The organism is Streptomyces sp. NPDC001822 (genome assembly GCF_042892135.1).
Taxonomy (GTDB): Bacteria; Actinomycetota; Actinomycetes; order Streptomycetales; family Streptomycetaceae; genus Streptomyces.
The window spans coordinates 191,498-214,659 of the sequence record NZ_JBIATW010000007.1; the positions used below are offsets into that span (position 1 = coordinate 191,498).

The 23,162-nt window shown below is 72.2% G+C and carries 21 protein-coding genes; 7 read left to right on the forward strand and 14 right to left on the reverse strand.

Features of this window, described 5'->3' with window-relative positions; genetic code table 11:
* Nucleotides 1-54: 54 nt before the first annotated feature.
* The 5 genes from ACFYY2_RS18620 to ligD all read right to left on the reverse strand — a co-directional run bounded on the left by ACFYY2_RS18620 (nucleotide 55) and on the right by ligD (nucleotide 6,456).
* Entirely contained in the window at nucleotides 55-1,512 is a 1,458-nt protein-coding gene (locus tag ACFYY2_RS18620; protein WP_388743859.1) for a peptidoglycan D,D-transpeptidase FtsI family protein, read from the reverse strand.
* Nucleotides 1,509-2,867 carry an FtsW/RodA/SpoVE family cell cycle protein gene (locus tag ACFYY2_RS18625; protein ID WP_388743861.1) on the reverse strand — a complete coding sequence of 453 codons (1,359 nt, stop codon included), beginning with the start codon at nucleotides 2,865-2,867 and terminating at the stop codon, nucleotides 1,509-1,511. Before ACFYY2_RS18625 ends, ACFYY2_RS18620 begins: the two co-directional genes overlap by 4 nt.
* 82 nt (nucleotides 2,868-2,949) lie before the next feature.
* Nucleotides 2,950-3,273 carry a zinc-ribbon domain-containing protein gene (locus ACFYY2_RS18630; protein ID WP_388743864.1) on the reverse strand — a complete coding sequence of 108 codons (324 nt, stop codon included), beginning with the start codon at nucleotides 3,271-3,273 and terminating at the stop codon, nucleotides 2,950-2,952.
* Entirely contained in the window at nucleotides 3,270-5,399 is a 2,130-nt protein-coding gene (locus ACFYY2_RS18635; RefSeq protein WP_388743866.1) for a PBS lyase, read from the reverse strand. Before ACFYY2_RS18635 ends, ACFYY2_RS18630 begins: the two co-directional genes overlap by 4 nt.
* Before the next feature lie 163 nt (nucleotides 5,400-5,562).
* Nucleotides 5,563-6,456: a non-homologous end-joining DNA ligase gene (gene ligD, locus ACFYY2_RS18640; RefSeq protein ID WP_388743868.1), complete on the reverse strand. Its 894-nt coding sequence runs from the start codon at nucleotides 6,454-6,456 to the stop codon at nucleotides 5,563-5,565.
* Between the two features lie 59 nt (nucleotides 6,457-6,515).
* Here ligD and ACFYY2_RS18645 point away from each other — a divergent pair, with 59 nt between their 5' ends.
* A complete protein-coding gene (locus ACFYY2_RS18645; protein ID WP_388743870.1) occupies nucleotides 6,516-7,598 on the forward strand; it encodes a Ku protein in 1,083 nt (360 codons plus the stop codon).
* A 9-nt stretch (nucleotides 7,599-7,607) separates the two neighbouring features.
* Here ACFYY2_RS18645 and ACFYY2_RS18650 read toward each other — a convergent pair whose 3' ends face one another.
* Together ACFYY2_RS18650 and ACFYY2_RS18655 are read right to left on the reverse strand one after the other, a co-directional pair.
* Nucleotides 7,608-9,458: a DUF262 domain-containing protein gene (locus ACFYY2_RS18650; RefSeq protein WP_388743873.1), complete on the reverse strand. Its 1,851-nt coding sequence runs from the start codon at nucleotides 9,456-9,458 to the stop codon at nucleotides 7,608-7,610.
* 191 nt (nucleotides 9,459-9,649) lie between these two features.
* Entirely contained in the window at nucleotides 9,650-11,296 is a 1,647-nt protein-coding gene (locus tag ACFYY2_RS18655) for a hypothetical protein (RefSeq protein ID WP_388743876.1), read from the reverse strand.
* Nucleotides 11,297-11,578: 282 nt separating this feature from the next.
* Between ACFYY2_RS18655 and glyA the strand changes: the two genes are divergently transcribed.
* The 3 genes from glyA (at nucleotide 11,579) to ACFYY2_RS18670 (ending at nucleotide 14,765) form a co-directional block, all read left to right on the forward strand.
* On the forward strand, nucleotides 11,579-12,859 hold the full coding sequence (glyA, locus tag ACFYY2_RS18660; RefSeq protein ID WP_388743878.1) for a serine hydroxymethyltransferase: 1,281 nt from the start codon (nucleotides 11,579-11,581) through the stop codon (nucleotides 12,857-12,859).
* Between the two features lie 161 nt (nucleotides 12,860-13,020).
* Nucleotides 13,021-14,142: an NERD domain-containing protein gene (locus ACFYY2_RS18665; RefSeq protein ID WP_388743880.1), complete on the forward strand. Its 1,122-nt coding sequence runs from the start codon at nucleotides 13,021-13,023 to the stop codon at nucleotides 14,140-14,142.
* Nucleotides 14,143-14,306: 164 nt separating this feature from the next.
* Nucleotides 14,307-14,765 (forward strand): nuclear transport factor 2 family protein, encoded by a 459-nt coding sequence (locus ACFYY2_RS18670; protein WP_388743882.1) that lies wholly within the window; start codon nucleotides 14,307-14,309, stop codon nucleotides 14,763-14,765.
* 80 nt (nucleotides 14,766-14,845) lie between these two features.
* Here the strand turns inward: ACFYY2_RS18670 and ACFYY2_RS18675 are convergent, their stop codons facing one another.
* The 4 genes from ACFYY2_RS18675 to ACFYY2_RS18690 all read right to left on the reverse strand — a co-directional run bounded on the left by ACFYY2_RS18675 (nucleotide 14,846) and on the right by ACFYY2_RS18690 (nucleotide 17,388).
* Nucleotides 14,846-15,022 carry a hypothetical protein gene (locus tag ACFYY2_RS18675; protein ID WP_388743885.1) on the reverse strand — a complete coding sequence of 59 codons (177 nt, stop codon included), beginning with the start codon at nucleotides 15,020-15,022 and terminating at the stop codon, nucleotides 14,846-14,848.
* 39 nt (nucleotides 15,023-15,061) lie between these two features.
* Complete coding sequence (locus tag ACFYY2_RS18680; protein WP_388743888.1) at nucleotides 15,062-15,991, reverse strand: MBL fold metallo-hydrolase; 930 nt, start codon at nucleotides 15,989-15,991, stop codon at nucleotides 15,062-15,064.
* Nucleotides 15,988-16,524, reverse strand: a complete 537-nt coding sequence (locus tag ACFYY2_RS18685) for a flavin reductase family protein (protein ID WP_388743891.1) — start codon at nucleotides 16,522-16,524, stop codon at nucleotides 15,988-15,990. Before ACFYY2_RS18685 ends, ACFYY2_RS18680 begins: the two co-directional genes overlap by 4 nt.
* 78 nt (nucleotides 16,525-16,602) lie before the next feature.
* Nucleotides 16,603-17,388 (reverse strand): SDR family NAD(P)-dependent oxidoreductase, encoded by a 786-nt coding sequence (locus tag ACFYY2_RS18690; protein ID WP_388743893.1) that lies wholly within the window; start codon nucleotides 17,386-17,388, stop codon nucleotides 16,603-16,605.
* A gap of 150 nt (nucleotides 17,389-17,538) precedes the next feature.
* Here ACFYY2_RS18690 and ACFYY2_RS18695 point away from each other — a divergent pair, with 150 nt between their 5' ends.
* The 3 genes from ACFYY2_RS18695 (at nucleotide 17,539) to ACFYY2_RS18705 (ending at nucleotide 20,646) form a co-directional block, all read left to right on the forward strand.
* On the forward strand, nucleotides 17,539-18,087 hold the full coding sequence (locus ACFYY2_RS18695; protein WP_388743896.1) for an SRPBCC family protein: 549 nt from the start codon (nucleotides 17,539-17,541) through the stop codon (nucleotides 18,085-18,087).
* A complete protein-coding gene (locus ACFYY2_RS18700; protein WP_388743898.1) occupies nucleotides 18,084-19,220 on the forward strand; it encodes a hydrolase in 1,137 nt (378 codons plus the stop codon). Before ACFYY2_RS18695 ends, ACFYY2_RS18700 begins: the two co-directional genes overlap by 4 nt.
* Before the next feature lie 160 nt (nucleotides 19,221-19,380).
* Nucleotides 19,381-20,646, forward strand: a complete 1,266-nt coding sequence (locus ACFYY2_RS18705; RefSeq protein WP_388743901.1) for a cytochrome P450 — start codon at nucleotides 19,381-19,383, stop codon at nucleotides 20,644-20,646.
* Nucleotides 20,647-20,802: 156 nt separating this feature from the next.
* Here ACFYY2_RS18705 and ACFYY2_RS18710 read toward each other — a convergent pair whose 3' ends face one another.
* Genes ACFYY2_RS18710 through ACFYY2_RS18720 form a run of 3 tightly spaced genes read right to left on the reverse strand, consistent with a single transcriptional unit; the run spans nucleotide 20,803 to nucleotide 22,974 of the window.
* Nucleotides 20,803-21,372 carry a hypothetical protein gene (locus ACFYY2_RS18710; protein WP_329040566.1) on the reverse strand — a complete coding sequence of 190 codons (570 nt, stop codon included), beginning with the start codon at nucleotides 21,370-21,372 and terminating at the stop codon, nucleotides 20,803-20,805.
* Nucleotides 21,365-22,651 (reverse strand): NAD(P)/FAD-dependent oxidoreductase, encoded by a 1,287-nt coding sequence (locus ACFYY2_RS18715; RefSeq protein WP_388743904.1) that lies wholly within the window; start codon nucleotides 22,649-22,651, stop codon nucleotides 21,365-21,367. Before ACFYY2_RS18715 ends, ACFYY2_RS18710 begins: the two co-directional genes overlap by 8 nt.
* A complete protein-coding gene (locus ACFYY2_RS18720; protein ID WP_327114700.1) occupies nucleotides 22,651-22,974 on the reverse strand; it encodes a 2Fe-2S iron-sulfur cluster-binding protein in 324 nt (107 codons plus the stop codon). The genes ACFYY2_RS18715 and ACFYY2_RS18720 overlap by 1 nt, the downstream gene beginning before the upstream one ends.
* Nucleotides 22,975-23,162 lie beyond the last annotated feature (188 nt).

Genomic DNA, 23,162 nt, shown 5'->3' on the forward strand with positions numbered 1-23,162 from the left:
CTCCCGGTCCCGGGCCGCCCGGTCCGGTGCCATCCGGCCCCGTGCTCCCCGGTCTCAGTCCTCCAGTGCGGCCTCCATCACCGCCCGGGCGATCGGGGCTGCGTCGCCCCCGCCGCTGACGTCCGCCCGGACCGCCGACGCGTCCTCCACGACCACCGCGACGGCGACCGCGGGGCGGCCCGAGCCCGCTGCCTGGGCCCAGGAGATGAACCACGCGTAGGGGATCCCCGAGTTGCCGACGCCGTGCTGGGCGGTGCCCGTCTTGCCGCCGACCTTCACGCCGTCGATCGCGGCGTTCGTCCCCGTCCCGTTCTCCACGACGTCGACCATCATCCGCTGGAGCTGCTGGGCGGTCATCGGGTTCATCGCGCGGTGGTAGGACTCGTTTCCCCGCTGCCGGACCGTGTCGCCGTCGTGGGCGGTCACCCGCTCCACCAGACGGGGGCGCATCAGCTCGCCGCCGTTCGCCACGGCCGAGGCGACCATCGCCATCTGCAGCGGAGTGGCCGCCGTGTCGAACTGGCCGATGGAGGACAGGGCCAGCTGGTCGTCCGTCATGTCCGAGTCGAAGTTGCTGCGGGCCACCCGGGAGGGGATCTTGAGGTCGTCGTCGTTGAAGCCGAACCTGCCCACCGCCTCCACCATCCCCTCCAGCCCCACCTCGACGCCGAGGTGCGCCAGCACCGTGTTGCAGGACACCCGGATCGCCTCGGCCAGAGACGCCTTCTCGCAGCCCCTCGCCTCGTTGGGCAGCACGGTGGACGTGCCGGGCAGGACGTAGGGGGAGGGGGTGTCCGTGGCCGCGTCCGGATCGGTGACCACCCGCGCGTCGAGCGCCGCGGCCGCCGTCACGATCTTGAACGCGGAACCGGGCGGGTAGGTCTCCCGGATGGCGCGGTTGAGCACCGGCTGGCTCGGCGCGCTGTTGAGCCGGGCCCAGGCGTCGGCGACGGACGAGCCCGTTCCGGAGAGCACCTCGGGGTCGTAGGAGGGGGAGGAGACGAGCGCCAGGATCCGGCCCGTGGCCGGGTCCAGCGCCGCGACCGCTCCGCGCCGGCCGTCCAGCCCCTCGTACGCGGCCCGCTGTGCCGCCGCGTCGATGGTGGTCACGACGTCGCCGCCGGGCTGACGGCTGCGGGTGACGTCGCCCCACAGCGGGAGCGGGGCGAGGATCGGGTCGGTCCCGGAGAGGATGCCGTCCTCGGCGTTCTCCAGCAGCGTGGTTCCGTAGGTCTGCGAGGCGTAGCCGGTCACCGGCGCGTACAGCGGGCCGTGGCGGTAGGTGCGTTCGTACGCGAGCTGCTCCCCGGTGTTCCGGGAGCCCGTGACGGATTCGTCGCCCACCAGGATGTTGCCGCGCGGCCGGTCGTAACGGTCGATCGTGGCACGGCGGTTGGCGGAGTTGGAGTTGAGCTCGTCCGCCTCGAAGATCTGGACGCGGGCGGCGTTCGCGAGGAGGGCCACGAGCAGGAGCAGGCAGAATGCGGCGGCCCGCCGGATGTAGCGGATCACGGTTCCTCCCGCGCGGCGGCGGCATCGGGGTCGGGGGTGCGTGCCACGTCGCTGACCCGGATGAGCAGGGCCACGATGATCCAGTTGGTGACGACCGAGGAACCGCCCTGGGCCAGGAACGGCATCGGCATACCGGTCAACGGGATCAGCCCCATCACTCCGCCGGCGATCACGAAGACCTGGAGCGCCAGGATCGAGGCGAGGCCGATGGACAGCAGCCGCCCGAAGGGGTCCCGCAGGGCCAGACCGGCCCGGAAACCGCGGGCCACGAGCAGGGCGTACAGCATGAAGACGGCGGTCAGGCCGGCCAGGCCGAGTTCCTCGCCCGCGGTGGCCAGGATGAAGTCGGACTTGGCCGCGAAGCCGATGAGGATGGAGTGCCCGAGCCCCAGGCCGGTGCCGAACAGCCCGCCCGCGGCGAACGCGAAGAGGGACTGCGCGAGCTGGCTGGGCCCCTGCCCGGCCTCGATCGTGGCGTACGGGTCGAGCCAGTCCTCCACTCGGCTGTGCACATGGGGTTCGAACGAGCCGACGACGAAGGCGCCGGCGGCGGCGAGCAGCAGGCCGACGGCGATCCATCCGGTACGGCCGGTGGCGACGTAGAGCAGGATCACGAACAGGCCGAAGAAGAGCAGTGAGGTGCCTAGGTCCCGTTCGAGGACGAGTACGCCGACGCTGAGCAGCCAGATCGCGACGATGGGGCCCAGCACCCGGCCGGTGGGGAGCTGGAGCCTCCAGACCCTGCGCCCGGTGTACGCCAGCGCGTTGCGGTTCGCCGCCAGATAGGCGGCGAAGAACACCGCGAGCAGGATCTTGGCGAACTCGCCGGGCTGGAAGGAGAGTCCGCCGACACGGATCCAGATCTTCGCGCCGTTCACCGCGGGGAAGAAGATCGGGACGATCAACAGCACCAGTGCCACCGCGACCGACAGGTAGGCGTAGCGCTGGAGCACCCGGTGGTCCCGCAGGACGACGACCACGGCGATGAAGAAGGCCACCCCGAGCGTCGACCAGATCAGCTGGGTCGTCGCCGCCTGGTTCCTGGGTGTCTCCAGGTCGAGGCGGTAGATCAGCACCAGGCCCAGTCCGTTCAGCAGGACGGCGATGGGCAGCAGCAGCGGATCGGCGAAGGGCGCGCGGAAGCGGACCGCGAGATGGGCCAGCAGGGCCAGCAGGCCGAGACCGGCGCCGTACCCGGCGACATCGGGGGGTACGGCGTCGTTCCGGGCGAGGCCGACGGCCGCGTAGCCGTAGACGGAGATGAGCACGGCCCCGATCAGGAGCGAGAGCTCCACCCCGCGCCGCTTGGGCAGGCGTAGCTCGGGCGGTCGTGCCTCCGCCGACGTTGCGGTCATGCCCCGCAACGTAGCAAGCGTCGGGTGTTATTTCCCTTATGTCAGCTTCGTGGCACCCTTCGGCGGGGGTACGGGTCCGGGCTCAGTGCTGGTACGGGTTCTGGCCGGGGGGAGGCGCGTAGCCGGGCTGCTGCTGCGCCGCGCCGTACGGATTGCCGTCCTGTCCGCCGTGGCCCGCCTGGGCCAGGAGCTCGTCGGCCTGCTCCTTCGGTATCTTCCGCTCCCCGCCGCAGAAGGTGCACTGGGTCGCGTACTTCGTGGAGAAGGGGAACAGCGGGACGAAGAACAGGGTGAACTTGGTGACCCGCTTGCGCAGGGTGTGCGCGGCCGGGTTCCCGCACCAGCCGCACACCATCGTGAGGACCGCCAACTGGTAGAGGTAGCCCTTGGTGCCGAAAATGATCATGATGTGGATGCCTTCCCCGTGTCGTTGCGAAGTGCCCGCCGGCAGAGCGCCAGCAGCTTCTCGTCCTCAAGAGTGTCGTGACTGCCGTAGCCGCCGTCCATCGCGTTGTGCCGACGTACGGAGAGAAGCTCCGCACGCAGCACGCGCGCCGCGTCGGGCCCCGCGCCGGCGGGCCCCATCCGTGCCAGGCATTCCGCGACCCTGACCCTGACGTGACGATTCTTCTCCCATGCCGAGAGCAGCACCGGCACCACGTCGCCGGTCCGGCCGGAGACCTTCCACAGCGCGATCGCCGCCTCGACGCGCAGCCACAGCTCGTCGTGCGCCAGCAGCGCCCTCAGCCGCGGTGCCACCACCTCGGCGCTCCTGCCCAGTGCCCCCAGCGCACCCGCCGCCGCCCGGCAGTCGTGCACCTGCTCGGTGCGCAGGCCCTCCGCCAGCACCGGAAGTACCGCCCCGGTGTCCCCGGTGACCGCCCACAGGGCCTCGGCCGCCTCCGTCGCGACCGCGGTGCCCGGCCGGGCGATCAGACGGCGCAGCTCCGGCACGGCGCACCCCGCGCCGGGGCCGAACGAACCCAGCGCCCGCAGCGCGGCGGTGCGCAGCCATTCGCCCCGGTACTCGGGAGCCCCCCGGAGCACCCGCAGCACCTCCGGCGCGGCCTCGCCCGCCCGCAGGGCGGTCAGCCCGCCGAGCAGCGGACTCGCCCGGTCGTAGGCGCCCTCGTCCAGGCCGACCTCACCCAGCCGGCGTCGCAGCAGCCCGGCGAGCGGCGCCGCCGCCGCCCCGAGGTGACCGACGGCGAACCCCACGTCGTGGGGGACCTCCCGGCGCTCCAGCGCCGCCGCGAGCGCGGGCAGCACCCGGGCGTCGCCGAGCCTGGCCAGCGCCTTCACCGACGATCCGAGGCCGGGCGGTCCGCTCGCCCACTCCTTCACCCAGGACCCCGGATCCGCGGCGACCCGCGCGGCCAGGGCGTCGGCCGCCGGCGCCGCCAGGGCGAAGAGCTCCTCCAGCACGTGCGAGGCGGCGTCGGCGAGGCGCGGCTCCGGATCGGCCAGCTGTACGCCGACCAGCCGCACCAGACCCTCGTACGAACCGCGCCAGGCCCGCATCAGCCCGCCGCTCATCCGGACGGCGTCGATGCGCTGCCAGGGGTCGGGGCTGCCCAGCTGGTCCACCAGCAGTGCCGTGCGGTCCGCGACCCGGTCGTCCAGGCCGCTGTGCAGGGTCCGCAGCAGGTCGGCCGCCCACGGGGTGCTGCGGCCCGCGGACTCCTCGGCGGACAGCGCCCGCAGCTGTCCCACCAGCGTGGGTGCGGTGGCCCGGTCGCCCGCCGCGTCGTCCGCGCCCGGTGCGGGCGACGGCGGTGTTTCCGGGGCGGCGGGCCGGGAGCGCAGCTCGCGCAGCAGACCCGAGACCACCGGCACGACGTCGTCCGGCAGCGCGTCCGGTGCGCACCTGGCCAGCTGGGCGAGGGCCGCGAGCCGCAGCCCGGGCGGGTGGGCCTCGGCGGCGAGCCTGCTCAGCCAGTCAGCGGCCTGCCCCGCGAGCGGCCGGTGGCGCAGCGCGACCCGGCCCGCGGCCTCGACGAGGGCGAGCCGTACCTCGTCGTCCGTCTCCACCGGGAGCCGCTCCCGCAGCAGGGCGATCACCCGCGCCGGCCGGCCGTGCAGCGCGGCCAGGGCCAGCGGGGCCGCGAGGCGCACCCCGGGGTCCTCGTCGGCGACGAGTTCGAAGAAGACCGAGGAGCCGGCGGAGACGGCGGCGGCCGCCATCGCGTAGTTCGCGACACCCTCGATCTCGTCCTCGTCCAGCTCGGCGAGTTCGTCCTCGTCGGTCTCGTCCAGGTCGATGCCGCCGATGCTGGTGAGCAGCTCGACTATGCCGCCCCGGTCGCGTATCCGCGGGTCGGCGGCCAGCTCGAACAGGAAGGGGATGCAGGCGAGCGTGCAGGCGTACACGTCGCCCTGGTGGTGCACCGCGCCGTACATCCCGTCCAGCGCGCTCTCCCGCTCCGCCGGGTCGGCCGACGCGAGCCCGTGGAGGAGGCCCGGCACGTCGTCCGCCGGGCCGTAGGCATGCTCCATCGAGGCCCAGTCGACCTCGTCGATCCCCGCGAACACGCCACACCCTCCCCGTGTCTTTCCTCCGCTCCCGGTAACCGAGTCCGGGAAGCAGCGTCTGGGCAGAGTGTGCACCACCGCCAGGACAGTCCACCCCTCACTTGCGGCCTTTCGCCGCCGCACCCGCCGGGGCTGTGAACAGGCTGTGTGCGTTCTGCTCCCCTCAGTCGCCGGGGAGGGGCCGGGCCCGGCCCGGGTCGTTCAGCGGGGCGAGCAGATCGCCGTGCCGCTCCAGCCGCGCGGGCATGTCGCCCGCCAGGAAGACCAGGTCGTCCGGATCCCCGCAGGCCTCGATCTCGTCCCAGGTGACGGGCGCGGACACGGTCGGGCTGCCCTTCGCGCGCAGGGTGTACGGGGCGGCGGTGGTCTTCGCGGCGGCGTTCTGGCTGAAGTCCACGAACACCTTCCCGGGCCGCAGTGCGCGGGTCATGCGGTACACCGCCAGCTCGGGCAGGGCGCTCTGCGCCTCGACGGCCAGGCCCTTCGCGTACGCCGTCACCTCCTCGGAGGGCGTGGGTTCCAGGGGGACGAGCAGGTGCAGCCCCTTGGAACCGGAGGTCTTCGCCCAGGAGGACAGCCCGTCGGCGGCCAGCCGCTCGCGCAGCCAGAGGGCGACCGTGCGGCATTCGAGGATGGTCGCGGGCGGCCCGGGATCGAGGTCGAACACCATCAGGTCGGCGCGCGCGGGGGAGTCGTGGCGCCACTGGTGGGTGTGGAACTCCACCACGAGGTTGGCCGCCCACATCAGCGAGGCCAGGTCCTCCACGAGCACCTGGCGGGCTTCCGGCTCGTCGTGGCGGGGGACGGGGGCCGTGCGCACCCAGTCGGGTGTACCCGGCGGTGGATTCTTGGTGAAGAAGCGCAGCCCCTCGGGTCCGTCCGGATACCTGAGGAAGGACAGCGGGCGGCCCTGGAGGTGCGGGAGCATCGCGTCCGCCGCCGTGGCCGCGTAGTAGTGCAGTACCTCGCCCTTGGTGGTCCCGGTCGCCGGATACAGCACCTTGTCGAGGTTGCTGAGCGCGAGGCGCCGCCCCTCCACCTCCGTGATCGGCGTCATACGATAAGAATCACATGAAACCGGACTGATGCGGTCAGGTGCGGGCGTAAGGGGTGAAAATGAGGTCCATCTGGAACGGCGCCATCTCCTTCGGACTGGTCAGCATTCCGGTCAAGCTCATGAACGCCACGGAGAACCACGCCATCTCCTTCCGGCAGATCCACCTCTCCGACGGCGGCCGCATCCGGTACCGCAAGGTGTGCGAGCTGGACGAGGAGGAGGTGCCCGCCTCCGAGACGGTCAAGGCCTACGAAGGGGAGGACGGCACGGTGATCCCCGTGACCGACGAGGACCTGGCCTCGCTCCCGCTCCCCACCGCCAAGACCATCGAGATCGAGGGGTTCGTGCCCTCGTCGGCGGTCGATCCCCTCCAGCTGGACTCCGCCTACTACCTGCAGGCCAACGGCGTCCCCGCAGCCAAGCCCTACGCCCTGCTGCGCGAGGCGCTGACGCGCAGCGGGAAGGTGGCCGTGGCGAAGTACGCGCTCCGCGGCCGGGAGCGCCTCGGCATGCTGCGGGTGACCGGTGACGTGATCGTGATGCACGGCCTGCTCTGGCCGGACGAGATCCGTTCCCCCGAGGACGTCGCACCGGACTCCGGGGTCAAGATCCGTGACGCCGAACTCGATCTGGCCGACGCCCTGATGAACACGCTCGGGGAGGCCGACCTCGACACGCTCCACGACGACTACCGCGAGGCGGTCGAGGAACTCGTCGCGGCGAAGGCCGCCGGTGAACCCGTCGCGGAGGAGGAGGCCGAGGAGACCGGCGGCAAGGTGATCGACCTGATGGCGGCACTGGAGAGCAGCGTCCGGGCGGCCGAGGAGTCCAAGGGGGACCGGGAGGACGGCAGGCACGCCGACGTCCACCCGATAGGGGGCCGCACCCCCCGCTCGGGTGGAACGGGCGGCACGGCCCGGAAGAAGACGGCGCAGGGCGGGAGCGCCCGGAAGCGGAGCGCACCCGCCGCGAAGTCCGCGGCGAAGAAGGCCCCGGCGAAGAAGGCCACGGGGAAGAAGATCACGGGGAAGAAGGCGGCCACGGAAGGGGCGGCGGCGAAGAAGCCCCCGGCCGAGAAGCGGGCCGCCGGGGCCGCGGCGAAGAAGACCGCCGCGGGCACCCGGAAGCGTTCCCCGGCCTGAGAGACCTGCTCAGGTCGCGTCGTGAACGGCGACCAGCGGCTCGCTGAGGAGTGCGGTCCTGGAGGGCCAGATGGTTGTCGCCAGTCCGGCCAGGTGTGCTCCCCGGGCACGGATGCGATGTTCGTCCCAGGCCGAACCCCAGTCGGAGATATCAGTCGCGGTGGGAGCGTGCAGCAGAGTGCCGTGGGTGAGCCGCAGCAAGCTGTGCTGGCCCAGCCACTTGCGTTTGTCCTCCCAAGCCATGTTTCCCAGGGCCGGGTTGAGCCGTGCGGTGACCAAAGTCAGGTTGCCGAGCGAATGAACGAGTTCATCTCTGCCCGATCCTTCTTCGGGGTCGTCATGAAGCGGCGGCCAGTTGTCGCGCCAGCTTTGAGGCATGACGTGTTCGATCGTCAGCTTCGACCCGAGGTCCACGCCGGCCGGGACGGTGAGCTGTTCCGTGTGCTCCGACCGCAACTCATCCTCCAAGGCTTCCAGCAAGATGCGAACCCGGTGGCGGTACAGGCGTGTGTAGATCGGATCCTGTTCCAGAACGGTCGCAAAGTCCTTGTCGGCCGGCCATTGCCGATGGTGTCCCTGCATGGCGGCCATCGCCCCGATGACCGCCTCGTCGGCGCTCTCCGGATTCTCGGCCGCCGCTGCGACGAGATCACGGAAGACGTGGTTGTAGTCCTTGTTGCTGAGGTTGAGCATGGCCCTGCGGACGAGGTAGCTGTCCAGTGCCCGAATGGCGCGCTCGCGTCGCGCCGGAGAGAGGACTTCGTCACCGAGGCCGTAGAGGAACAGAAGTAACGGCATCGGTGTCGAGGTCTGCATGACTTTCAGGCGGTACAGGAAGCGTCCCTCGCTGCCGACGAGAGGGTGCTTGTCGAGACGGTCGTAGATCTCCGCATACCTGGCCAACTCCGCGAAGACGTCCTCGGTGGGGATTTCCTCGGTACGCAGCCAGACTTCGAACTCCTTGAAGAGCGCTGAGGTGGTGAATTCGCGCTGTGTGCGCATGGATAGCCAGTAGGTCAGGAAAACGTCCAGTCTGCTCCGTGTGATTCGTCCGGTGGTCTGTTCGGTGCGCCACGCCGGTTGATCGAACGGAGCCCAATACGTCAGATACAGCCGTTCGACATCGACACCTGCGTGTTCTGCCTCACGGAACAACAGGTTCTTCACCAGGTCCGCGTGTTCCAGCGGAGTTCCCCGGCTGTTGAGCGTCTCGAAGACAACCTGTGCGTCGTCGTGTTCTTCCAGATCGATGATGACCAGGCGAAGTTGCTCGCGCAGCGTCTGAACCAGGGCGTCCAGCCTGAGATGTGGATCGGGCACCTCCTCCAGCCAGCTGCCCAGCTCCTGACGAAAGTACGCAACGGCTTCACCGAGCTGGCCAGTAGCCTCGTTGCCGATCATCACCGCCCGGAACTGGTCGCGATCCGCGTTGGTGGGCCAGACTTTGTAGAGGTGATCCGGGTGCTGCTCCGAGTCGAACAGGTCTCGGTCGTTCTCCAGGAATCTGCTGAGCAGCCTCACCGACTTCACGTGGTCCAAGGCGGTGGCGGCCAGGCGGGCGGCGAACACGAAGAGTTGCAGTGTGGTAAGACGCTGCTGGCCGTCAATGACCTGCCGTGTTTCCAGATTGGAAGAAAGGTAGGGCGTTCGGTCGAAGACCACCGCGCCGAGGAAGTGGGGGCTCACGGCGCGGCCGTCCACCTGTGACTTTTCGACCTCCTCGACAGTCCGGCGAATATCCGCCCACAGTGCCTCCCAGTTGTCGCGCATCGTCCATACGTAGGGCCGCTGGAACAGCGGCACGGTGTACCGCACGTCCTTTCCGAAAATTCGCCTCAGATCGACAGTGTCTGCACGCATGCCGTTCCCCTCTCACACCGGAGCGCCAACCTAGCGAGGGAAGGGCCGGCGCCTCAGGCCGATGATGAAAGAGTGCCCTGACAGGTGATCATGAGAGCGCGGGGAAGGCGCCTCCAAGACCGCCGCGGGCACCCGGAAGCGTTCCCCGGCCTGAGCCGGGCCCTCGGAGGGGGAGGGGGCCCGCGCTTCCGTCAGCGGAGCAGCGACGCCGGTTTCAGCAGGTCCGGGAGCGACGGCAGGTCCAGTCCGTACTTGTCCCTCTCGACGACGTAGGTGCAACTCGTGTACGAGTAGCCCGGCTTGACCTTCGAACCGGATGCGTAGCTGTCCACCTCGGCGGACGCGCCCGTGCCGTGCTTGTACAGGAAGTGGTACTCGCCGGCGGGGAGCCGCAGCCTGGCCTTCGGGTACGAGGTCCCGCTCGCCCGGCAGGCGCGGGCCGCTCCGGTGGCCTCGCTGCTGTAGCGGTCGCAGCTTCCGCACGGCTTCAGTTTCACCGAGCCGGTGACCGGGCCGGTGTACAGCACCTCCACACCGTTGGGGGCGTCGTTGCTGATGACCAGTTCCATGCGGGTGCCGCCGGACCCGCCGGAGGGCGGCAGCCGCTTGCCGGCCGCCGGGCGGACCTGGGCTATCTCGGCCGCGACGGCGATGTCCTCGGCGTGCCCCCGGCGCCGGTCGCTCCCGTAGGCCTCCGCGAAGTCCGTCAGGGTCTGCCGTGCCTCGCTGAACCTGCCGTCCTCGAACTCGTCGACCCCGCAGGCGTACACACCGTCGCGCACCCCCGCGGCCGCCTGCGTGCTCAGGGCGGGCGTGGACGTCCCGGGAAGTCCGGCGACCAGCGTGCTCGTGCGGCGCAGTGCGTCGGTGACGGCGCACGGGTCCTCGCCCTTCAGGGCCGCCACCTGCTCACGGATCTTCCCGCTGACCGCCGGAGCCACCTGACCGGCCTGGGTGGAGTCGGGGAACGTGCGCAGCAGGGCGGTCAGTTCCGTGCCGCCGGACTCGGTCCCCGAACCGTTCAGACGGGAGACCCCGCACGCGTACAGCGACTCGGCCAACGGTGCGTCGGCCCTGCCGGGGAGGTCGCCGAGCAGCTTGCGGTCCACCCGCTCGGGCAGGGTCCGGAGAAAGGTCAGCGGGTCGATCGCCGTGCAGTAGTTCTTCGCGCGGTACGGCGTGGAGACGGCGGTGTAGTAGGCCTCCAGGCGCTCGGGCACCAGGGCGGCGGCCCGCGATCCGGGGTGGTCCTCGCCCAGTTCGCGGTAGACCGCGAGCGCGCTGCGGTAGTCGGGCCCCGACAGGGCGAACGAGTTCTTCGCGGCCTTCGTGACCAGCTCGTCGCCCTCCTCCAGGCGGTCGAGCAGCTCCTGCTCCCTCGCCTCGTCGCGTGCCGAGCCGTACGCCGAGGTCGCGGCGACCGGGACGGCGAGCAGTGCCAGCCCCACCACCGCGGCCACGACCGGCCGGGCCCACCCTGCGAACTCCGTGCGCAGCGCGATGCGGGCCGCGTCGGCGCCCGCGAGGACGAGCAGCAGGACGTAGGCGGCCACGAGGAACGCGGGAACGCCGTCCGGATCGGCGGGCAGCGCCACCAGGAGGAACGCGGCGGTCACCGCCCAGCTCACCGCGGCCCTGCCCCAGCGGCGCACCAGGACGTGGCCGAGCCCCAGTCCGGAGAGGCTGAGCAGGCCCGCGGCGACGGCGCGGAGCGGGGCCCCGGGGGGCGGCGGTCCGGGCACCGGGGGCCGGGACGGCGGAGGCGGCGGCTGCGCCTCTCCCCGTGCGTCCCAGGGGCCGGACGGCCACGGTCCGGGGCCGGGTCCGGTTTCGGGCATGTCCGGCTGCTCGCGCGAATCCATCACGGTCCCCCACCGTCGAATCCCGTCAGGTCCCGGGGTAGCTGCCCACTTTCGTCCCCGTTCACGCCTTCTTCTGGCCGTGCGCACAGTAAGGTGCGGATTGCCGCGACTGGCGCGCACCCGGCAGGGTGCTCCGTGGAAACGACCACGAGGGAGCGGCACTCCCCGGGCCCGCCCGGGGCGTCATCGCCGGAGGGCCGTCCGCCTGGGCAATCCGGGTCCACGTCGCCCCCGTGCGACCGACCCGGGAGGATCCCCGTGTCCGTAACGCCGTCCGACGACCGCCGCCCCGCCCTCGGTGCGACCGACCCCGAACTCGCCGCGCTCGTGAACGCGGAGGAGCGCCTCCAGGCGGACACCCTGCGGCTGATCCCCAGTGAGAACTACGTGTCCGCCGCCGTGCTGGAGGCCTCCGGCACCGTCCTGCAGAACAAGTACTCCGAGGGCTATCCCGGCAAGCGCTACTACGAGGGACAGCAGGTCATCGACCAGGTCGAGGCCCTCGCCGTGGAGCGCGCCAAGGCGCTCTTCCGGATGGACCACGCCAACGTGCAGCCTTACTCCGGATCCCCGGCCAACCTCGCCGTCTACCTGGCGTTCCTGAAGCCCGGCGACACGGTCCTCGGGATGTCGCTGCCGATGGGCGGGCACCTCACGCACGGCTGGGACGTCTCCGCCACCGGCACCTGGTTCAGGGGCGTGCGGTACGGTGTCCGCCGCGACACCGGACGGGTCGACCTGGACGAGGTGCGCGACCTGGCCCTCGCCGAGCGGCCCAAAATGATCTTCTGCGGCGGTACCGCCGTGCCCCGGGTGACCGACTTCGCCGGGTTCGCGGAGATCGCCCGGGAGACCGGCGCCGTGCTGGTGGCCGACGTCGCGCACATCGCGGGACTGATCGCGGGCGGCGCGCACCCCTCGCCCGCCCCCTACGCGGACGTGGTGTCCACCACCACGCACAAGACCCTGCGCGGACCGCGCGGGGCCATGCTGCTGACCCGCGCCGAGCACGCCCGGGCGATCGACCGCGCGGTGTTCCCCGGCCTCCAGGGCGGACCGCACAACCAGACCACCGCCGCCATCGCGGTCGCCCTGAAGGAGGCCGCCGGAGCCGGATTCGCCGCGTACGCCCACGAGGTGGTCGCCAACGCACGCGCGCTGGGCGAGGAACTGGCGGCCCGCGGATTCGATCTCGTGTCCGGAGGCACGGACAACCATCTGCTGCTGGCCGACCTCACGGCCAAGGGCGTCTCGGGCAAGGCCGCCGCCAAGGCACTCGACCGGGCGGGGATCGTCGTCAACTACAACACCGTGCTGTACGACCCCCGTAAGCCCTTCGACCCGTCCGGCATCCGCATCGGCACCCCGGCGCTCACGTCCCGCGGTGTACCCGCGTCCGAGATGGGCGCGGTCGCGCAGTGGATCGATCTCGTGGTCGAAGCCGCCCGTACAGGTGACGAGGCGGCCGTTTCCAAGGTCAGAGGCGAAGTGAAGGCCATGATGGACGCCTATCCGGCGCCCGGTCTCCCCCTGGTCTGACCGGGCGGCCGGAGCCGGCCCGGGGGTGTTCCGGCCCCGGACCGGCTCCGGAATGCCGTGCTCCCGATTCCGCGCGCCCGCTCTGCGCCCTGTCCGGCGGCCGGACCGGCGTACAGGCTGGGGGGAGTCAGGATGCCGGAGCGGTGAACAGAGGGGGCACGATGCAGGATCTCAAGGTCACGTCATGGCAGCTCTTCGGGCACGACCGGCTCTATGTGAATCTTCCGGACGGCACCGCGATCGGCTGGGCGGATCTGGGCAACGGCACCATCACGGTGCTGCACCCGCGCTACCGCGACGCCGTGCTGGACGCGCTCGCCCGACAGGTCCCGGACATGCCGTCCCTCGTCGGCGAGGACGCCCCGGCCGGGCCGCCCGCACCGCGGACCCCTCCGCAGGTCCCGCGCATCCCGCCCATGCGCGGGATGCGGAAGCGGGCTGCCGCACGCGATACGGACGGCAGCGGGGAGGAGGCCGGGGCCGCGTTCGGGGAGTCCGCGACGGACCCCGCCCACGCCCCCGGTCCGGAGGCGGAGGGCGCCCCGGGTGCGGAGACCGGACAACAGGCCCCGCCCACGCCGGAGATGACGGGGGAGCCCTTATCCGCCGTCCCCGGCGGTCAGCAGGAGCAGGGGGCCGGGAGGCGGGCCGTGCTGCCGGCTCTGACGCCCGCGAACGACCTCGCCGCCCGGCGGGCCGGGGAGGAACTCCGGGAACAGCTCGGCGAGTCCGCCGCCGGAACCCTCGTGCGGGCGGCCACCGGCGCCCTGCGGCGGCACAAGGAGGCCGACCCGCGCCGGACCGCGCTGGCGGGCGAGCGACGGGTCGGGGCCGAACTCCGGCGGCTGACACGGCACGGCTGGCGGGTCCTGCACTCCGTGCCGCTGTCCGACGGCACCTGGATCGGGCACCTGCTCATCGGCCCGGGCGGCGTGTTCGCCGTGAGCACCGAGCACCACCCAGGGGTGGACGTACGCATCGCCGACGGGACCCTGCGGACCGGGGACGGTGACCCGCGGCCCTACGCGCTCGAAGGCCGTCCCGGGGCTCCGCGCGCCAGGAGGGTGTTCGAGAGGTACTGCGCCTTCGACGTACCCGTCCGGACGGTGCTCGTGTTCAGCGGGGTCACCGGGCTCGACGTGGCCGCCACCCCCGCCGGCGTCCGGGTCTGCCGGGAGCGGCAGTTGTCGGCCCTCGCCCCGCTGACGGGGGTGCTCACCGCGACGCAGGTCGAGCGGGTCTACGACGTCGCACGGAACAGGGAGGCGTGGCGGGACGCGTGAGCCCCCGGCCCGCCTCGGCGGGTGCTCCGTCAGCCTGCCGCCCGGCCGCCCGGGCGGCAGGCTGACGATCACGAGTGCCTCTCCAGCGGTGCTGCAGCCGTCCCCGGCAGGCTGGTGTGCAGGGCGGGCAGCCGTGAGGGCCGCCGCCGCGAAGGGAGTTCGCCATGTCTCAGCCGGTCGGGACCCTCCGTCAGCAGGTCACGGGTGACCTGTACGCGGAGGTGCAGACCTTCTACGCCCAGCAGATGCGACGGGTCGACGCCCTCGACATCGAGGGGTTCGCCGACACGTTCACGGACGACGGGGAGGTCGTGCACGCGGGCGGGCACCGTCAGAGCGGCCGGGCGGAGATGATCGCCGGGATGCGGGCCGGCCTGCCCCGCTACCAGGACATCGCCGTACGCCACTGGTTCGGCCACCTGATCATCGAGCCCGACGCGACCGACGCGGACGTCCTGCGCGTCTCGTACTACACGCTGGTCACCCAGACCGACCGCGAGGGCAAGGTCGCCTTCCAGCCGACGTTCACCGTGGACGACGTGCTGGTGCGCCGTGACGGCGGGCTGCTGACCCGGTCGAGGGTCATCCACCGTGACACCCCGGTGGCCCCGCCCGTCGTCTGAGCGGTTCTGTCCGGCACGTGGACGAGGGGCCCTGCGCGCAGGGCCCCTCGTCCACGTGCCGGGAGCCGCCCGGCGGCCGTTCAGTCGATGCCCCGGCAGATGTGCGGCTCGCTCCCGTCGTCGTCCGGGTCCCCGGCCAGCAGCAGCGGCGCCCACAGGGGCACGGCCGCTAGGGGAAGCGAGGGAAGCGCGGGAAGAGCGGGAAGGGGCACGGGCGGTGGCTCCACCGTCTCGCGGTCCAGCAGCATCGTCTTCATCGACGAGTCCTCCTTCTTCGAGATGTGCGGTGTGTGCGGTCAGGCGTGGCAGGCCGGCAGCCCGCCGTTGTAGGCGACCATCTCCTTGAACGAGGCGGCCACGTCGATGCGGGCGCCCGGGGCGAGGCCCTCCAGTTCCGCGTAGGCGCGGTGCAGGTTGCCGACCAGGCGCTCGGGGTCCAGCAGACCGCCGAACTCCCCGAGGTCCGCCTCCCTCGCGGCGCGCAGGGGGTCCACGCCCCGCCGCAGGCCGTCCACGGCCAGGTCCCGCACCCGGACGACGTAGGCCCGGGTGGCGTCGATCAGCTCCGGGCCCCCGACCGGACCGTGACCGGGGACCACCACTTCGGGCTCCAGCGCCCGCAGCCGGTCCAGGGCCGCCAGCGAACCGGTCACGGACCCCATCAGGATGTACGGAGTGACTCCCGACCAGACGACGTCCCCGGTGAACAGCACGGACCGCTCCGGCACCCACGCCACGACGTCGTTCGCCGTGTGGGCGGGGCCCACGTGCAGCAGCTCGGTGCGCATGTCCCCGTGGTGCAGGGTGAGTTCGTCACGGAAGGTGAGCGTGGGCAGGGTCAGGGGGGTCTCGCCCCACTCCACACCGGGCCACAGATGGCGCAGGCCGAGGCCGGCCTCCGCCGTGTCGGACCTGGTCCCCTCGTGGGCCACGATCTCCGCGCGCGGGACGAACTGGCCGTTGCCGAAGGTGTGGTCACCGTGGAAGTGCGTGTTGACGACGTGGTCCGGCCCGCCCGGCACGACGCGGGCGACCTCCTCGCGGAGCCGCCGGGTGCGGGACTCCGTCGCCGCCGTGTCCACGAGGACGGCGGAGTCCCGGCCGGCGACCAGTCCGGCGTTGTTCAGGCACCAGCCGCCCTCGGGCTGGACGAACGCGTACACCCCGTCGGCGACCGGCAGCAGCGAGCCGGGCGGTGCGACGTCCGGAGCGGTGGCCGTGCTCATGCGGCGGCCCCCGCTGCGGGCAGGCGGCCGAAGCGGCCCTGGTGGAAGAGGAGCGGGTCCGCGGCGGACAGACCGCCGGACAGGGCGACGACCCGGCCGACGAGCAGCGTGTGGTCCCCGGCGGCGTACTCCGCCTCCAGCAGGCACTCGAACACCGCCTCCGCGTCGGGGAGCACCGCGTTGCCCGTGACGCCCTCCTCGGCGGAGAGCCGCAGCATCGCCTCCCGGCCCTCCGAGCGGTCCGGGCGGCAGAACTCCTGTGCCAGGTCGCGCTGCGACTCGGTCAGGACGTTCACCGCGAAGTTCCCGGCGCGTGAGATCCGCGGCCGCATGCGGCCGTCCGCCTTCACGGACACCAGGATCAGCATGGGGTCGAGCGACACCGAGGTCAGGCTGTTCAGGGTCATCACGATGGTGTCGTCGCCGCTGCCCCGGGTGAGCAGCGTGACGCCCGTCGGGAAGCGGCCCATCGCGGCGCGGAAGGAGGCCACGTCGGGCTCGGCCAGCAGCGCGCCGGCGGTCACAGCGGTCATGTCAGATTCTCCGATTCCGCCCGTGACAGCAGGGCGTCGTGGTCGGTGGTGGCCGGAACTGCCCGTCCGGCGCCCGGGTCAGTAGTTGCCGAGGCCGCCGCAGACGTTCAGTGCCTGCGCGGTGATGGACGCGGCGGTGTCGGAGGCCAGGTAGCCGACCAGGCCGGCGACCTCCTCGGGGGTCGAGTAACGGCCGAGCGGGATCTTGGAGTTGAACTTGTCCTGGATCTCCTGCTCGCTCACCCCGTAGTGGCCCGCGTAACCCTGGCGCACGCGCTGCGCCATCGGGGTCTCCACATAGCCGGGGCAGACGGCGTTCACGGTGATGCCGGTCGCGGCGAGCTCCTTGCCGACGGCCTTGGTGAAGCCGATGACACCGTGCTTGGAGGCGGAGTACGGCGCGGCCAGCTCGACGCCCTGCTTGCCCCCCGTGGAGGCGATGTTGATGATCCGCCCCCAGTCGCCGTCCCGCATGAGACCGGTGCTCAGCACCTCGCGGGTCACGCGGAAGGTGCCGTTGAGGTTCGTCTCGATCACGTCGTCCCAGAGGGAGTCCTCGATCTCGGCGGTCACCCCGCCGCCGCCCCGGCCGGCGTTGTTGACGAGGATGTCGATGCGCCCGTACTCCGCCACCGCGGCCCGCACGGCCTCCTTGATCTGTTCGAGCGAGGTCACGTCACAGACGGTCCCGGCCACCTCGAGGCCCTCCTCGCGCAGCTCCTTGACCACGGTGCGCACGCTGTCGGCGTTGCGGGCCACCCCGAACACCGCGACCCCCTGGCGGGCCAGCAGCTCGGTCACCGCGAGGCCGATCCCGCTGGTCGCGCCGGTGACGAAGGCAACTCGTCGTCCCGTGTCTGTCATCGTGCTCTCCCCATCGCTCGTCCCGATCCGGTCCACGCTGGGTCGACGGTGGGCCCGTCGCCTTGCGGGGTTCTCGGACGGCGGTGGAGCCGGGGTGGACGGCACGCGTTCGAGCCGCGCTCGACACCCGGCCTAGCGGGAGCGGTCAGCGTGGACGCCATTCGATGCGGCGACCGGGCGGACACCCGGCTGGAGCGAGGAGACCCCGTGCCCGAGCAGACGCAGACCCTGCCCGACGTCAGGAAGTCGGTGACCGTGGCGGCGACGCCCGACCAGTGCTTCAAGGTCTTCACCGAGCGCCCCGCGGACTGGTGGCCGCCGAGCCACATCCTGGTCCGCAAGGAGCGCGCCGGACTGGCCTTCGAGGCCGGCGTGGGCGGGCGCTACTACGAGTGGGACGTGGAGGGCACCGAGATCGCCTGGGGCCGGGTGCTGGAGTGGGTGCCGGGCCTGCGGGTCGCGATGACCTGGCGGATCGACCCCAACTGGCAGTCGATTCCCACGGACGACGGGGCCAGCCGGATCGAGGTCGACTTCGAGGCCGTCGACGCCGAGCACACCAGGGTGTCGCTCGCGCACGTCGAGCTGGACCGGCACGGCCCGGGCGCCGAGCGGATCTTCAGGGCGCTCGACGGCCCGAGCCCGGGCGAGACGCTGGAGCGCTTCGCGCAGGCCGTCGCGGACGGGGCCGGAGCATGAGCGTGGACACCGGTGTCATCGAGGCCCCCGCCGCCGCGGGCACCGGGCTCGTCGAGGCCGCCGACCGGCTGCGCCTGCTCGCGGCGGTGCACGCCGGCGACGCGGACACCGGACGCGTCCTGTCCCGCGAGGTCACCGACGCGATACGGGAGGCCGGCTTCGCCCGGCACTTCGTCGCCGCCCGGTTCGGCGGCGCGGAGGGCTCCTTCGACGAGCTGACCCGCGCCGTCGTGTCCGTCGGCCAGGGCTGTGCCGCCTCTGCGTGGTGCGCCTCGCTCGCCGCGTACTCGGCGCGCTTCGCCGCCCACCTGCCCGAGGAGGGGCACCAGGCACTCTGGGGGACGAGCCCCGACACCGTCGTGGCGACCGGGCTGATGCCCGCCGGGCGGGCCAGGCCCGTCGACGGCGGCTGGCGCGTCACCGGCCGGTGGGCGTACGTCAGCGGGATCGGCTTCGCCGACTGGGTCATGCTCTGTGCGGCCGTCGGGGGCGGCGAGGGGCCGCCGCAGTTGCGCTTCTTCACCCTGCCGCGCGGTTCGTACGGCGTGCAGGAGACGTGGGACAGCGTCGGCATGCGGGCCACCGGCAGCCACACGGTCGTCGTGGACGACGTGTTCGTGCCGGGCCACCTCTCCTTCGACCGGACCGACATGCTCACCGGCCGCAACAGCACCTCCGGTGTGCCCTCGCACAACGTGCCCTTCCAGGCCGTCGGCGGGCTCACCTTCATCGCCCCGGTCGTCGGGGCGGCGGTGGGAGCACTGGAGGCCGCGGCGGGTTCGGTCACCGGGCGGCGGCGGAACCAGACCGCCGAGCTCACCTTCGTCCGGGCATCCGGCCGCATCGACGCGGCGCGCGGACTCGTGGAGCAGAACGCCCGGGTCCTGGACCAGCGGCTGTTCACACCCGAGCACATGGCGCGCAACGAGCGCAACGCGACGTACGCCGCGGAGAGCCTGCGCGAGGCGGTCGCGCTCCTGGTGAGCGCGGCCGGCACCGGCGGACTCGGCGAGGGGCACGCCCTGCAGCGGTTCTGGCGGGACGTCACGTCCGCGACCAGCCACGTGGCGCTCCAGTACGACACGGCGGCGCGCAAGAACTACTCGGCTGTGCTGCTCGGCCCCGCGGAGTAGGCGGGGCCGACGCGGCGGCGAAGGGGGGCGTCCGGGAGGTCCGGGCGCCCCCTTCCCCCGTCCCCGCGCAGGGGCGGAGCGCTCCAGTTGCGGGCGACTCGGTCTCCATCGGCGGTACGTACGTTGGCCCCGACCGGTAACGCCAAGCGGAGGTTTCATCGTGACAGTCACCCAGGAGACGGCCACCCAGGAGACGGCGCCCCAGGGCACCGGCTGCCCGGTGGCGCACACCTTCCCCTTCGACGGATCCAGCTACCGCGGTCCCGCGCCCGCGTACAGCAGGCTGCGGGCCGAACAGCCGGTGGTGAAGGTGCCCACGGCGGGCGGTGTCGACGCCTGGCTGATCACGCGCTACGAGGACGTCCGGCGGCTGTCCGCCGACCCCCGGCTCAGCCGCGCCCAGGCCTGCGGCGAGGGCGCCCCGCGGGTGGGCGGCACCATGCACACCACGCCGGAGATGATCATCTCCCTGGACGCGCCCGAGCACTCCCGGCTGCGCAAGCTGGTGGCCGGAGCCTTCACCATGCGCCGGGTGGAGCGCATGCGGGAGAACGTCCAGCGGGTCACGGACGAGCTCCTGGACGACATGGAGGCCAAGGGCGGCACCGTCGACCTCGTCCAGCAGCTCGCGGTGCCGCTGCCGCTGACCGTCATCGGCGAACTCCTGGGCGTACCCGCCGAGGACCTGCGGGACTTCGAGCAGTGGGCGCGTGCCTTCGCCACCGTCGACGACCGGGCAGGCGGAGAGGCGTCGCTGCACGCGCTGGGCAAGCTCAGCGAGTACATCGTGGGGCTCATCGCGGAGAAGCGGGCCAACCCCTCCGACGACATGCTGTCCGAGCTCATCGCGGCCCGCGACGACGACGACCGCCTCAGCGAGCCCGAGCTCGTCACCTTCGGATTCACCCTGATCGGCGCCGGCTTCGACACCACGGCCAACCAGCTGGCCAACTCGGTGCTCGCCCTGCTGGTCGACCACCAGGAGCAGTGGCGCTACCTGGTCGAGGACCACTCCCGTATCCCCAAGGCCGTCGAGGAACTCCTGCGGCACGTGAACCTCTTCGCCACCGACACCTCGGGCTTCCCGCGCATCGCGGCCGAGGACATCGAGATCGGCGACGTGACGATCCCCAAGGGTGACGCGGTCCTGCTGTCCCTCGCCTCGGCAAACCGCGACCCCGAGGTCTTCGACGATCCCGACCGGCTCGACCTCGGCCGCGAGCGCAACCCGCACATCTCCTTCGGCCACGGGATGCACTACTGCCTGGGCAAGCACCTGGGGCGGATGGAGATGGAGATCGCCATCGAGGGCCTCGTGCGCCGCTTCCCCGACCTGCGGCTGGCCGTCCCGGAGAGTGAACTGCCCTGGCACGTAGGGGAGATCAACCACACGCTGACCAGCCTCCCGGTCGTCCGGGGCAACTGACCCGGCGGACACACCGTAACGGTCCCGGCCCCCTCGTCCTCCTTCACGGACAAGAAGAAGGACGAGGGGTCCGGGGCCGTTCCGTGCCCGCGCAGCACGAGCCGCGCCCGCCTTCCACTCGTGGGAGCGGGAGGCGGGCAGGAGGCCGGAGCCGGGTCAGCCGGCCGCGGAGGACACCCGGACGGCGGTGGCGTCCACGTCGATCGGTCCCTGGGGGCCGGCGGTCGCGTCGGGGGTGACGAAGGCGTACGCCCGGGAGACGAACCGCTGCCCCGATATCCGCCCCATGTGCACCGCCTCCACCTTGCCCGGGTACGGGGATCCCGGCGGGCCCGGCGGGTGCGTGACGTAGAAGGCGAACGTGCCGTTGTTCTTGTCGCTCCAGAAGCCGCTGCCGGCGAACTGGGGCGCACCGTTCTCGTCGGCCGGTCCCTCGACCGTCAGCTGGTGGTCGGCGCGGAAGACGAAGCGGGAGTGGGCGACGGAATCGCCGTCAGGGGTGTGGACGGTCACCGTGAGGTCCCAGGTTCCGGCCAGCGACACGGCTCTGACGTGGTGCCTGGACGTCTCGCCGGCCGTGGCCGACGCGGTGCCGACACCGGCCAGGACCGCGAGTACGGCCAGCCAGACGCCGAGGACTCTCAGGGTGATCGGACGCGGAGGCCGACGCCGGGCGGTATCGGCCCCGGTGGTCGCGCCCGCGGGCGCCGACGTGGTTTCAGGCATGGACGGACAGCCTTTCCTGGGTGGTGGTGCGGGACGGTGAAGCTGTGGGGGTGCGGGGGAGTCTCTTGAGGTCGAAGCCCGGCTCGCGGACGGTCCCGGGTGACAGATCGGTGCCGGCCGTGAGCAGGCGCCGGGCGATGCCGTGGTCCGCGGGACGGTTCACCGACTCGACGCCGGTCAGCCGGCCCCCGCGGAAGCAGAAGACGGAGAACTTCCCCTCGGCGAGGTCGCCGACGGTGACCGTCTCGTCGTGGGGCGCCGTCAGCCCCGCGATCTGCAGCCGCAGCGCGTACTGCTCGGACCAGAACCAGGGCACGGCGGTGTACGCGTAGGGCTCGCCGCAGACAGCGGCGGCCACGCACGTGGCCTGGTCGGAGGCGTTCTGGACGGACTCGATCCGGACATGGCGGCCCGCGTGCGGGCTCGGGAAGCGCGCGCAGTCACCGAGGGCGAAGATGCAAGGGTCGCTGGTGCGCAGCTGCGCGTCCACGACGACGCCGTCACCGACGAGCAGGTCCGCGGCGAGAGCCAGTTCGACGTTCGGCAGGACGCCGACGCCGACCACGACGAGGTCCGCGGCGATCCGCTCTCCGCCGTCCAGCTCCATGACCTGGACCCGGTCCTCGGCGTCGCCGAAGAGCGCGGTCACCTCGCGCCCCAGCAGGACGCGTACGCCCCGCTCGCGGTGCTCGGCGACGATCCGGTCCGACACCGTGGGGGTGAGCGCGCGGGCCAGGGCCCGGGGCTGGGCCTCCACCACCGTCACGTCGTGGCCGAGGCCGCGGGCGGTCGCCGCCACCTCCAGGCCGATGAAGCCGGCGCCGACCACGACGAGTCTGCGGGGCGGCCCGCTGAGCCGCAGCCGCAGGTCCTCGGCGTCGGCCAGGCCGCGCAGCGACAGCACCCCGGTCAGCGAGGCGCCGGGCACGGGCAGGCTACGGGGCCGGGAACCGGTGGCCAGGACGAGGTTGTCGTACGGCAGCCGCAGTCCGGACTCCAGGAGGACGGTGCGCCGCTCGCGGTCGAGGGAGGCCACCCGGTCGCCGGGCAGCAGCTCGATGTCCTGTTCGGTGTAGAACGACGGGGGCCGCAGCGCGATCTCCTCGGCCGCCACCGTGCCCGCCAGGTAGCCCTTGGACAGCGGCGGCCGGTAGGACGGTCCGGGCGGCTCGTCGCCGACAAGCGTGATCCGGCCCCGGAAGCCCCGGCTGCGAAGGGCGCAGGCCGTGTCGGACCCCGCCTGGCCCGCGCCGACCACGACGACCGCGTGCGAGGCCATCAGCTCTGCGCCTCGGGCAGGTGGACCAGCAGTCCGTCGATCTCGTCACCGACGGGCAACTGGCAGCTCAGCCGGCTGAACTCGGTGCGCTCGCAGGCGGTGCCGTACAGCACGTCGTCCTCGACGGAGTCCATCTCGGGCAGCGGCAGCGTGTTCGCCTCGTCGACGTACACATGGCAGGTGCCGCACTGGGCGGAGCCGCCGCACTGGGCCTCGATGCCGTCGACGTTGTTGAGCTTCGCACCGCGCATGACCGTGTTGGGCGCCTGGACGTCGACGATGGTGACGGTACCGTTCGGATGCTTGTAGGTGATCTTGGCCATGGCGAGCTCTCCTCGTGGAATGTCGGCCAGCCGTGCGGAAGTACGGCACCGGACTGTGGGATACGTCCCTGCATTCCCGGTGGAGGGGATCTCGACCGCGCCGGCCCGCGCGACCCCGGCGCCCCACGGGGGCGGACCGGCGCTCGAGCGCGCGTCGACACGCGGTCCGGCGGCAGTCCATCGAAGGG

Coding starts and splice junctions, on each gene's coding strand:
- ligD (WP_388743868.1), bottom strand. CDS start 6,456: ATGACGCCGATCACGGAGGTGGAGGGGCGGCGCCTCGCGCTCAGCAAC.
- ACFYY2_RS18670 (WP_388743882.1), top strand. CDS start 14,307: ATGTCTCAGCCGGTCGGGACCCTCCGTCAGCAGGTCACGGGTGACCTG.
- ACFYY2_RS18625 (WP_388743861.1), bottom strand. CDS start 2,867: ATGACCGCAACGTCGGCGGAGGCACGACCGCCCGAGCTACGCCTGCCC.
- ACFYY2_RS18680 (WP_388743888.1), bottom strand. CDS start 15,991: ATGAGCACGGCCACCGCTCCGGACGTCGCACCGCCCGGCTCGCTGCTG.
- ACFYY2_RS18650 (WP_388743873.1), bottom strand. CDS start 9,458: ATGCGTGCAGACACTGTCGATCTGAGGCGAATTTTCGGAAAGGACGTG.
- ACFYY2_RS18720 (WP_327114700.1), bottom strand. CDS start 22,974: ATGGCCAAGATCACCTACAAGCATCCGAACGGTACCGTCACCATCGTC.
- ACFYY2_RS18675 (WP_388743885.1), bottom strand. CDS start 15,022: ATGAAGACGATGCTGCTGGACCGCGAGACGGTGGAGCCACCGCCCGTG.
- ACFYY2_RS18715 (WP_388743904.1), bottom strand. CDS start 22,651: ATGGCCTCGCACGCGGTCGTCGTGGTCGGCGCGGGCCAGGCGGGGTCC.
- ACFYY2_RS18685 (WP_388743891.1), bottom strand. CDS start 16,524: ATGACCGCTGTGACCGCCGGCGCGCTGCTGGCCGAGCCCGACGTGGCC.
- ACFYY2_RS18645 (WP_388743870.1), top strand. CDS start 6,516: ATGAGGTCCATCTGGAACGGCGCCATCTCCTTCGGACTGGTCAGCATT.
- ACFYY2_RS18690 (WP_388743893.1), bottom strand. CDS start 17,388: ATGACAGACACGGGACGACGAGTTGCCTTCGTCACCGGCGCGACCAGC.
- ACFYY2_RS18710 (WP_329040566.1), bottom strand. CDS start 21,372: ATGCCTGAAACCACGTCGGCGCCCGCGGGCGCGACCACCGGGGCCGAT.
- ACFYY2_RS18655 (WP_388743876.1), bottom strand. CDS start 11,296: ATGCCCGAAACCGGACCCGGCCCCGGACCGTGGCCGTCCGGCCCCTGG.
- ACFYY2_RS18700 (WP_388743898.1), top strand. CDS start 18,084: ATGAGCGTGGACACCGGTGTCATCGAGGCCCCCGCCGCCGCGGGCACC.
- ACFYY2_RS18665 (WP_388743880.1), top strand. CDS start 13,021: ATGCAGGATCTCAAGGTCACGTCATGGCAGCTCTTCGGGCACGACCGG.
- ACFYY2_RS18630 (WP_388743864.1), bottom strand. CDS start 3,273: ATGATCATTTTCGGCACCAAGGGCTACCTCTACCAGTTGGCGGTCCTC.